This window comes from Streptomyces sp. NPDC056600 (assembly GCF_042792855.1).
Taxonomy (GTDB): Bacteria; Actinomycetota; Actinomycetes; order Streptomycetales; family Streptomycetaceae; genus Streptomyces.
On record NZ_JBHTVQ010000003.1, the window covers coordinates 170,367 to 179,736 of the forward strand.

Here is a 9,370-nt window from a genome sequence, read left to right on the forward strand (position 1 = left end):
GGCCCGCTCTACTGTCCCGTGACGACCGCGGCCTGGGGGCGGATGGGGAGGCGGTTGACGAGGCGGCCGGTCGCGGCGCGGACGGCGGAGGCGATGGCGGCCGGCGCGGTCACCACCGGCACCGTGGAGACGGACTTGGCGCCGAACGGGGCGACCACGTCACGCTCCTCGACGAGCCGGACCAGCCGCACGTCCGGCGCGTCCAGCGCGGTCGGCAGCGCGTACCCGCCCAGGTCGGGATGGCGCACCAGCCCCCGCTGGGTGCGGAGGTTCTCGGTGAGCGCGATGCCCACGCCCTGCGTGAGCCCCGCCTCGATCCGGGCCCGCACCTGGGCGGGGTTCAGCACCCGCCCCACGTCCTGCGCGACCGCCAGCTCGACCACCCGCACCGCGCCGACCTCGACGTCCACGTCGACGACCGCCCGCACCGCGCAGAAGACGAGACCGACGTAGGCGTCGCCCTGCCCGTCCGCGTCCAGCGGCTCCGTCGGGTGGGGGCGGCACTGCGCGGTGGCCCAGAGTTCGCTGCCCTCCAGCGCCTCGACCACCGTGGTGGACAGCAGTCCGTCGTACGAGGTGATCTTCCCCTCGCTGATCTGCAGCAGCTCCGTGGACATGCCGAACTTGTCGGCCAGCGGCTGCAGCAACTGCGTGCGGACCATCTTCGCGGCGCGCTCGACGGCGCCCGCCGAGACCCAGGTGTGCCGGCCCCGGCTGCCCGCGCCGGCCGGCGGCTGGTCGGTGTCGACGGGGGCGACCACGACGTCCTCGAGGCCGAGGACCTCCTGCACGATCTGCCGGGCCAGCGTGGTGAAGCCCTGCCCGTACTCGACCGCGGCGCACAGCACCGTGCCCACGCCGTCCTTGACCTTCACCGTCGCGGTGGCGACCTCGTCGGAGCCCTCCGCGCCCAGCAGGTGCACCATGCCGAGCCCGTAGCCGACGCCGCGCCGCACCGCGGACGGGTCGCCGGGACCCTCCGGGCCGCCGGGCAGCAGCCACTCCTCGACCGGGGTGTCCTTGGGCAGCTCCGGCATCGGCGCCTCCCGCACCGCGGCCAGCAGCTCGGCGACCGGGGCGGGGCAGGTCACGGTCTGCCCGGTGGGCAGCACGTCGCCGGTGGCGAGCACGTTCCGGGCCCGCACCTCGGCGGGGTCGGCGCCCAGCTTGCGGGCGACCTTGTCCATCTGCGCCTCGTACGCCGCGCACACCTGCATCGCGCCCTCGCCGCGGACGTACCCGGACGGCGGGTTGTTGGTGCGCACCGCCCAGCCCTCGACGAACGCGTTGGGCACCACGTACGGGCCGCAGGCGAAGGACACCGCGGCGGCCAGCGCCTCGGCGGAGGAATCCGCGTACGCACCGCCGTCCAACAGGATCTGCGCCTCCACCTTGACCAGCCGCCCCTGCCCGTCGGCGTGGTGCCGGTAGCGCAGCAGCGTCGGGTGGCGGTGGGTGTGGCCGAGGAAGGAGTCCTCACGGCTCGCCGCCAGCTTCACCGGGCAGCCGGTGCGCAGCGCGAGCAGGCCGAGCGGCAGCAGGAAGGCGGGGTCCTCGCGGTCGGCGTCCGCGCCGGGCACGCCGGTGACGACGACCCTGACCCGCTCGGGCTCCAGGCCGAAGCAGGCGGCGGCCGCGTCGCGGTGGGCGTGCGGGTCGGTGGAGCCGACGTAGAACTCGACGCCGCCGTCCGGCCGCGGCACGGCCAGGCCGGCCTCCGCGCCGATGGGGGCGGGGTCCTGACGGCCGATCCGATAGGTGCCCTCGACGACGATCTCCCCGGTGGCCTCCGGGTCGCCGCGGCGCAGCGGGATGTGCCGCAGCAGGTTGCCGTCGGGGTGCAGCGGCTCGGCCTCGAAGGCGTGCTCGGGGTCGGTGACCGGTTCGAGGATCTCGTACTCGACCATCACCGCGGCGGCGGCCATCCGCGCCGTGTCGGGGTGGTCGGCGGCGACCGCGGCGATCGCCTCGCCGTGGTGGCGCACGACCTCGGAGGCGAAGACCGGGCGGTCGCCCCTGCCCCGCCCGTGCAGCGCCTCGCCGGGCACGTCCTCGGCGGTGATCACGGCGTGCACGCCGGGCATCTCGCGGGCGTGCGTGGTGTCGACGGACAGGATCCGCGCGTGCGGGTGCGGGGAGCGGAGCACGGCGGCCCACAGCAGACCCTCGGCCCACAGGTCGGCGGCGTACGCGAAGGTGCCGGACGTCTTGGCGTCGACGTCGTCACGGGGCACGGACGCGCCGATGCCGTGGAAGGGAAGGCCTCCGTCGGCGTCGACGGCGACGGTGTCGTAGTTCACGCGTGGCCTCCGTCCTCGGCGTCCTCGTACCCGGCGGCGGACCCGGCGGCCGCGCCGTCGTGATGACGGCCCTCGCCGCCCGTCCCGGCCTCGGCCTCCGCCTCCTGCCGGGCGTGGCGCTCGGCGACGACCTCCTCCACGGCGTCCAGCACGCCGCCGTAGCCGGAGCAGCGGCAGAGGTTGCCGCTGAGCGCGGTGCGGGCGTCCAGGCGGGTCGGCGCGGGGTTGCGTTCGAGCAGGTCGTGCACGGTCATCGCCATGCCGGGGATGCAGAATCCGCACTGCACGGCCCCGCAGCGGGCCAGCGCGCGCTGCACGTCGGAGGGCTGCCCGGTCTCGTCCGGCAGTCCTTCGACGGTGCGCACCTCGCTGCCGGCCGTGGTCACGGCGGGCACCAGGCAGGAGGCGACCAGCCGGCCGTCCACCTGCACGTTGCAGGCGCCGCACTCGCCCTGCGAGCAGCCGTCCTTGGCGCCGGCCAGGCCGAGCCGCTCGCGCAGCACGTAGAGCAGCGACTCGCCGAGCCACGCGTCGGTGACGGGGCGGTCCGCGCCGTTGACGCGCAGCACGTACGAGGCGAGGGGATGGTCGTCGTGGAGCGGGGCGTGCAGGGGCGGCTCGTCGTCGGCCGACGGGTAGGGCTCGGCCGCGTCGGAAAGGTCGGCCGCGTAGGGCTCGGCGACGCCCACGGCCCCGGCGTGCTCAGGCACGGGCGCCTCGCCCGGGACCTCGTCGGAGGGCGCGGCGCCGGTGCCGTCGTCGGACGGCGCGGCACCGGTGTCCTCGTGCCCGGGTGCCTGCGGCAGGCGCTCCGAGGCGTCCTCGGGGTGCTGCTGCGGGATCCACGCCTGGGCGTGGTCGGACTCCCAGGCGCCGGGCGCGTGGGCGGTGTTCCACGCGCCGGTGTCGTAGGGCTTCTCGGTCTGTCCCCACTGGTGGCCGGCGTCCGGGTAGCCCGCGGCGTCGGACCACTGGGCGGGGATCTCCTGGCTCTGCGGCGCCGCGGCGGCCTGGTGGTGGCCGGTGTCCTGGTGCGGGCCCGCGTCCGGCCGGTGCGGTGCGGCGTCCGGCTGGTGCGGCACGGCGTCCGGCTGGTGCCAGGCGGCGGGCGGCGTCGGCGCGGCCGGGTCGGCGGTGTCCGCGGCGTGCGGGACCGCCGTTATGCGCGGCGGCACGAAGCCGTGGCCGGGGGCGGCGAGCAGCGCGTCGATGCCGCCCTCGGGCAGCTGAACGAAGGCGGTGGCGCCGTCGTCGTACTCGCCCTGGGGCAGCGGGTCCCAGCGGCTCGGGCCGCCCGGGGTCTCGTTCCCCTCGTGCTGGTCGTCGGTCACGACAGAGCCCTCCCCAGTGCTCGCCGGGCCAGCGCGGCGACGGTGCGCCGCAGGTGCAGGACGGCGGGCGGCAGCTGCTGCACGGAGCCGTCCTCGGCGGGGGCCGGGTCGGGGATGCAGGCGGCGGCCACGTAGTCGCCGAAGGCGGTGACGGCGTCCGGGACCAGGGCCCGGTTGTCGTCCCAGTCGATGAGGCCGGCGATCCACTGCTCGGCCTCCAGCGGCCGCAGCGGCATCGGGGCGACGGCGCCGACCGCGCAGCGCACCGAGCGGCGGGCCGGGTCGAGGACCAGGGCGACGGAGGCGCTGGCCCGGCCGGGGCCGGTGCGGCCGGTCGCCTTCAGGAACACCTGCGGGGCGTGCAGCAGCGGGACCCTCACGTAGCCGATCAGTTCGCCGCCGCGGAGCATCTCCACGCCGGCCAGCAGGTGGGAGACGGGCACCTCGCGGCGGGCTCCGCCGGGGCCGGCGACGATCACCGTGGCCTCCAGCGCGGCCAGCACCGGCAGCGCGTCGCCGGTGGGCGCGGCGGAGGCGATGTTGCCGCCGAGGGTGCCGGCGTTGCGGATCTGCGGCGGTCCGGCCGTTCGGGCGGCGGCGGCCAGGCCGGGGATCAGCGCGGCGAAGTCGGGGCGGCCCATGCGGGCGTGGGTGAGGCCGGCGCCGAGCAGGGCGTGTCCGTCCTGGTACTGCCAGCCGCGGATCTCGGCGATGCGGCCGAGGCCGACGAGGGCGGAGGGGCGCAGGCGGCCGGAGTTGACGGCGGCCATCAGGTCGGTGCCCCCGGCGACGGGGACGGCGGTGGGCGTGGCGGCGAGCGCGTCGACGGCCTCGTCCAGCGAGGCGGGCAGTGTGACGGCCTGCGGCGCCTGCGGCGCGTGCGGTGTGTGCGTGGTCAAACCGGCTTGCCCCTTCCCGCTTCCCCCGGCCTGGAACCGCCTCGTGCCTGTTCCGCGGCGTATGGCCGTACGGTACGTGCTGACAGGGCGGACGTGGCAACTCTGGCACATCCCCGTGCCCACCTGTCGCCACCCCCCGCTCCTTTGCCGGGCATGCCGCCCGGGGCGACGCGACGGCCGGCGGCGAGGGCCCGGCGCCCGGCGCGGCGCGTCACCGCCCCGGCAACAGGCGGCACGCGGCGCACCACCGCCCCCCGCAGCAGGCGGCGGCTCACCGCTCCGGCGGCGCGCGGCGCGTCACGGCCCCGGCAACGGGCGACACGTCACCACCCCGGCAGCAGGTGGCGTGTCACGGCCCCAGCGGCAAGCGGCGCGCCACCACCCCGCAGCAAGCCGCGCGCCACCACCCCCGCGGCGGGCGGCGCGTCACCGCCCCGGCAACAGGCGGCACGTCACCATCCCCAGCGGCAAGCGGCGCGCCACCACTCCGCAGCGGGCGGCGCGTCACCGCCCCCGCGGCAAGCCGCGCGTCACGGCCCCGGCAGCATGCGGCGAACCACCACCCCGCAGCAAGCCGCGCGCCACCACCCCAGCGGCGCGCGGTGCGTCACGGCCCCGGCAGGGGGCGGCCGGCCAGGCCGGGGCGGCGCTGCCAGGGGTGGGGACCGTCAACGGGGCGGTGTTCGACGCCGAAGGCGCCCAGGCGGGGCAGGTGGGCGGCGAGCCGTTCGGGGAAGTCGCGCCGGTCGGCGGACCAGACGACCTCGGCGAAGGCCGCGAGCCGCGGGAAGAGCTGGTAGTCGGCCCGCCGCCCGTCCTCGACGACTTCGGTCCACAGGTTGGCCTGCGCCCCCAGGACCCGCTCCGGGTACCCGGCGAGCTCGCCGGGCGCCGGGTCGAAGGCGTGGACGTCCTCCACCGTACGGACGAACCCCAGCGGCACCGGTTCGTCGTCACCCGCCGCCTGGCGGTGGTCGAGGTACACGTGCTGCTCGGGGCAGACGACCACGTCGTGGCCGGCCCGGGCCGCCGCGAGACCGCCCTCGTAGCCCCGCCAGGACGACACCACGACGCCGGGCGGCAGCGGGCGGCCGCCGTCGAGGATCTCGTCCCAGCCGGTCATCCGCCGCCCGCGCTCGGCCAGCCACCGGGCGAAGTGGCCCATGAACCAGGCCTGCAGGCCGTCCTCGTCGCCGACGCCCAGCTCGCGGATCCGCGCCTGCGCCACCGCGGAGGCGCGCCACTGCTCCTTGGGGCACTCGTCCCCGCCGAGGTGCACGAAAGGCGACGGAAAGATCTCCAGAACCTCCTCCAGCACCTCCTCGTAGAAGCGCAGCACCCGCTCGGTGGGGGCGAGGACGTTCGGGCTGATGCCCCAGGTGTCCCACACGCCGAGCGCGGCGGTGTCCACCACGTCGGTGTTGCCCAGCTCGGGGTAGGCGGCGACGGCGGCCTGCGAGTGTCCGGGCAGGTCGATCTCGGGCACGACGCTCACGTGCCGCGCCGCCGCGTAGGCGACGATCTCCCGCAGGTCGTCCTGGGTGTAGAAGCCGCCGTGCGGGCGCTCGTCCCACAGCGGGGAGGCGCGGTGGCCCAGCTTGGTGCGCGGGCGCCAGGCGCCGGCCTCGGTGAGCCGGGGGTGGCGGCGGATCTCGATCCGCCAGCCCTGGTCGTCGGTGAGGTGCAGGTGCAGGACGTTCAGCTTGTGGGCGGCCATCAGGTCGACGATCCGCAGCACGCCGTCCTTGGGCATGAAGTGCCGGGCGACGTCGAGCAGCAACCCGCGCCAGCGGAACCGGGGCGCGTCCTCGATCCGGACGGCGGGGACCACGGCGGCCTGTCCGGGGCGCACGGGGGCACGGCGGAAGGCGTCGGGCCCGAGCAGCTGACGCAGCGTCTGGGCGCCCCAGAAGACGCCGGCCGGGGAGCCGCCCACGATCTCCACGCCGGTGTCCGCGCCGGCCCGCAGTCGGTACGCCTCGGGCGCGAGGGCGTCGTCGAGCAGCAGGCGCAGGCCGCGGTCGGCGGGGCCGGGCGGCAGGGGCAGCGCGTACACGGCGCCGAGGACGGAGCGCAGCCAGTGGGCGACGTGCTCGGTGCCGGGCGCCGCCCACAGGGTGGTGTCCGGCTCCAGCACACAGCCGTGACCGCCGGGGAGACCGGCGGTCACGGGGAGCGGCACGAGGCCGGCGGTGTTCGTTCGGCGCATGGTCACGCGGCGCGGACGGTGCGGGGTCCGGCTACTTGCCGCCCTTGCCGCCGCCCTTGCCGCCCTGGTCGTCGCCGCCGGCGCCCATGGACTCGTAGATCTCCTTGCACATGGGGCACACCGGGTACTTCTTGGGGTCGCGCCCCGGTACCCAGACCTTGCCGCAGAGCGCCACGACGGGCGTGCCGTCCAGCGCGCTCGCCATGATCTTGTCCTTCTGGACGTAGTGGGCGAAGCGCTCGTGGTCGCCGTCGCCGTGCGACGTCTTCGGGGTCGGTTCGACCAGCGTGCCGGTGCCGGTGCCGCGCTCGGGCTCGAGAGTGCTCATGGGTGCCAAGAGTACCGGGACGAGTGCCGGTGGCGGCAGGGCCGGACGCCGCTTCCGGGCAGGCCCGCGGGCGTCAGTTGAGGGAGGGGTCGTCCGGGTAGGTGGCGATCATGGCCAGCTCGCCGCGCTGGCGGCGCAGCACGTCGCGCCACAGCCGCTCGGGGGCGGGCGAGGAGACGTCCCCCGGTTCGGACTCGACCACGTACCAGGCGCCCTCGGTCAGCTCGTCCTCCAGCTGGCCGGGGCCCCACCCGGCGTACCCGGCGAAGATCCGCAGCGAGCCGAGCGCCGCGCCCAGCGTCTCGGGCGGCGTCTCCAGGTCGACCAGGCCGATGGCGCCGTGCACCCGCCGCCAGCCCGGCGGGCCCTCGCCGCCCGGGACCACGGCGACGCCCAGCGCGGAGTCGAGCTGGACCGGCCCGCCCTGGAAGACGACCGGCGGCGCGCCCGCGTACCGCGCCCAGTCGTCGAGGATGTCGGCCACGTCGACCGGCGTCGGCCGGTTGAGCACCACGCCCAGCGAGCCCTGGCCGTCGTGGTCGAGCAGCAGCACCACGGCGCGCGCGAAGTGGGGGTCCGCCAGCGCGGGCGTCGCGACGAGCAGCCGGCCTGTGAGCGAGGACACCTCGGTCATGCCCGCCATGATGGCGCATCGGGCCGGCCTGGGAAGCTCCGGAGGGGGTACCAGGGTGAACGGCACGTTCCGGTGACGCCGTGTACGCACCTCGTTCCCCACCGTTCACCTGCGTGCCGGCCGGCCGATCGCCGACGGAGGCCAGGGTGCGGGCTCCCGGGCTCGGACTTCCGTCAACGCGGTGGGCGGCCATTACGCTAGCTCTCCGGACGCGCCCCAGAAACGGCCTTCCGGCCCCCTGCCCATCCGATCGGAACGCGAGATTCATGACCGTCAACGGCTCTGACGACGTACTCCTTGTCCATGGCGGCACCCCGCTGGAGGGCGAGATCCGTGTCCGCGGTGCGAAGAACCTCGTGCCGAAGGCCATGGTCGCCGCCCTCCTCGGTTCCGGCCCGAGCCGGCTGCGCAACGTCCCCGACATCCGCGACGTCCGCGTCGTGCGGGGTCTGCTGCAGCTGCACGGCGTGACGGTCCGTCCCGGCGAGGAGCCGGGCGAGCTGGTCATGGACCCGTCCCACGTGGAGAGCGCGAACGTCGCCGACATCGACGCGCACGCCGGCTCCTCCCGCATCCCGATCCTGCTGTGCGGCCCGCTGCTGCACCGCCTGGGCCACGCGTTCATCCCGGGCCTGGGCGGCTGCGACATCGGCGGCCGGCCGATCGACTTCCACTTCGAGGTGCTGCGGCAGTTCGGCGCGCGCATCGAGAAGCGGGCCGACGGCCAGTACCTGGAGGCCCCGCAGCGGCTGCGCGGCACCAAGATCCGGCTGCCCTACCCGTCGGTGGGCGCCACCGAGCAGGTGCTGCTGACGGCCGTGCTGGCCGAGGGTGTGACCGAGCTCTCCAACGCGGCGGTCGAGCCGGAGATCGAGGACCTCATCTGCGTGCTGCAGAAGATGGGCGCGATCATCGCGATGGACACCGACCGGACCATCCGGATCACCGGTGTCGACGAGCTGGGCGGTTACACCCACCGCGCGCTGCCGGACCGCCTGGAGGCCGCCTCGTGGGCGTCCGCGGCGCTGGCCACGCGCGGCAACATCTACGTCCGCGGCGCGCAGCAGCGGTCGATGATGACCTTCCTGAACACCTACCGGAAGGTCGGCGGCGCCTTCGAGATCGACGACGAGGGCATCCGCTTCTGGCACCCCGGCGGCGAGCTGAAGTCGATCGCGCTGGAGACGGACGTCCACCCCGGATTCCAGACGGACTGGCAGCAGCCGCTGGTCGTCGCCCTGACGCAGGCCACCGGCCTGTCGATCATCCACGAGACGGTCTACGAGTCCCGCCTCGGCTTCACCTCCGCGCTGAACCAGATGGGCGCGCACATCCAGCTCTACCGCGAGTGCCTGGGCGGCTCCCACTGCCGGTTCGGGCAGCGGAACTTCCTGCACTCCGCGGTGGTGTCGGGCCCGACCCGGCTGCAGGGCGCGGACCTGGTCATCCCCGACCTGCGGGGCGGGTTCTCGTACCTGATCGCCGCGCTGGCCGCGGAGGGCACCTCCAAGGTCCACGGCATCGAGCTGATCAACCGCGGCTACGAGAACTTCATGGACAAGCTCGTCGCCCTGGGCGCCAAGGTGGAGCTCCCCGGCAAGCCGCTCGGCTGAGCCGGCGGGCCCCGGGCCCCGCGCGCACGCAGAAGGGCGGCCACCCCCCAGGGGGG

The 9,370-nt window shown here is 75.7% G+C and carries 7 protein-coding genes; 1 reads left to right on the plus strand and 6 read right to left on the minus strand.

Annotation, left to right across the window (positions count from 1 at the left end; translation table 11 throughout):
- Positions 1-8 precede the first annotated feature (8 nt).
- From ACFRAV_RS03165 to ACFRAV_RS03190, 6 genes are all read right to left on the minus strand, one after another.
- Positions 9-2,300: a molybdopterin cofactor-binding domain-containing protein gene (locus ACFRAV_RS03165; RefSeq protein WP_382551088.1), complete on the minus strand. Its 2,292-nt coding sequence runs from the start codon at positions 2,298-2,300 to the stop codon at positions 9-11.
- A complete protein-coding gene (locus tag ACFRAV_RS03170) occupies positions 2,297-3,631 on the minus strand; it encodes a 2Fe-2S iron-sulfur cluster-binding protein (protein ID WP_382551090.1) in 1,335 nt (444 codons plus the stop codon). The genes ACFRAV_RS03165 and ACFRAV_RS03170 overlap by 4 nt, the downstream gene beginning before the upstream one ends.
- Positions 3,628-4,641 (minus strand): FAD binding domain-containing protein, encoded by a 1,014-nt coding sequence (locus tag ACFRAV_RS03175; protein ID WP_382551092.1) that lies wholly within the window; start codon positions 4,639-4,641, stop codon positions 3,628-3,630. Before ACFRAV_RS03175 ends, ACFRAV_RS03170 begins: the two co-directional genes overlap by 4 nt.
- A 496-nt stretch (positions 4,642-5,137) precedes the next feature.
- On the minus strand, positions 5,138-6,739 hold the full coding sequence (locus ACFRAV_RS03180; protein WP_382551130.1) for a beta-N-acetylhexosaminidase: 1,602 nt from the start codon (positions 6,737-6,739) through the stop codon (positions 5,138-5,140).
- A gap of 31 nt (positions 6,740-6,770) precedes the next feature.
- Complete coding sequence (locus ACFRAV_RS03185) at positions 6,771-7,067, minus strand: DUF3039 domain-containing protein (protein ID WP_170145114.1); 297 nt, start codon at positions 7,065-7,067, stop codon at positions 6,771-6,773.
- Positions 7,068-7,140: 73 nt separating this feature from the next.
- On the minus strand, positions 7,141-7,701 hold the full coding sequence (locus tag ACFRAV_RS03190; RefSeq protein WP_382551096.1) for a YqgE/AlgH family protein: 561 nt from the start codon (positions 7,699-7,701) through the stop codon (positions 7,141-7,143).
- A gap of 266 nt (positions 7,702-7,967) precedes the next feature.
- Between ACFRAV_RS03190 and murA the strand changes: the two genes are divergently transcribed.
- Positions 7,968-9,314: a UDP-N-acetylglucosamine 1-carboxyvinyltransferase gene (gene murA, locus ACFRAV_RS03195; RefSeq protein ID WP_108955123.1), complete on the plus strand. Its 1,347-nt coding sequence runs from the start codon at positions 7,968-7,970 to the stop codon at positions 9,312-9,314.
- Positions 9,315-9,370: the final 56 nt, after the last annotated feature.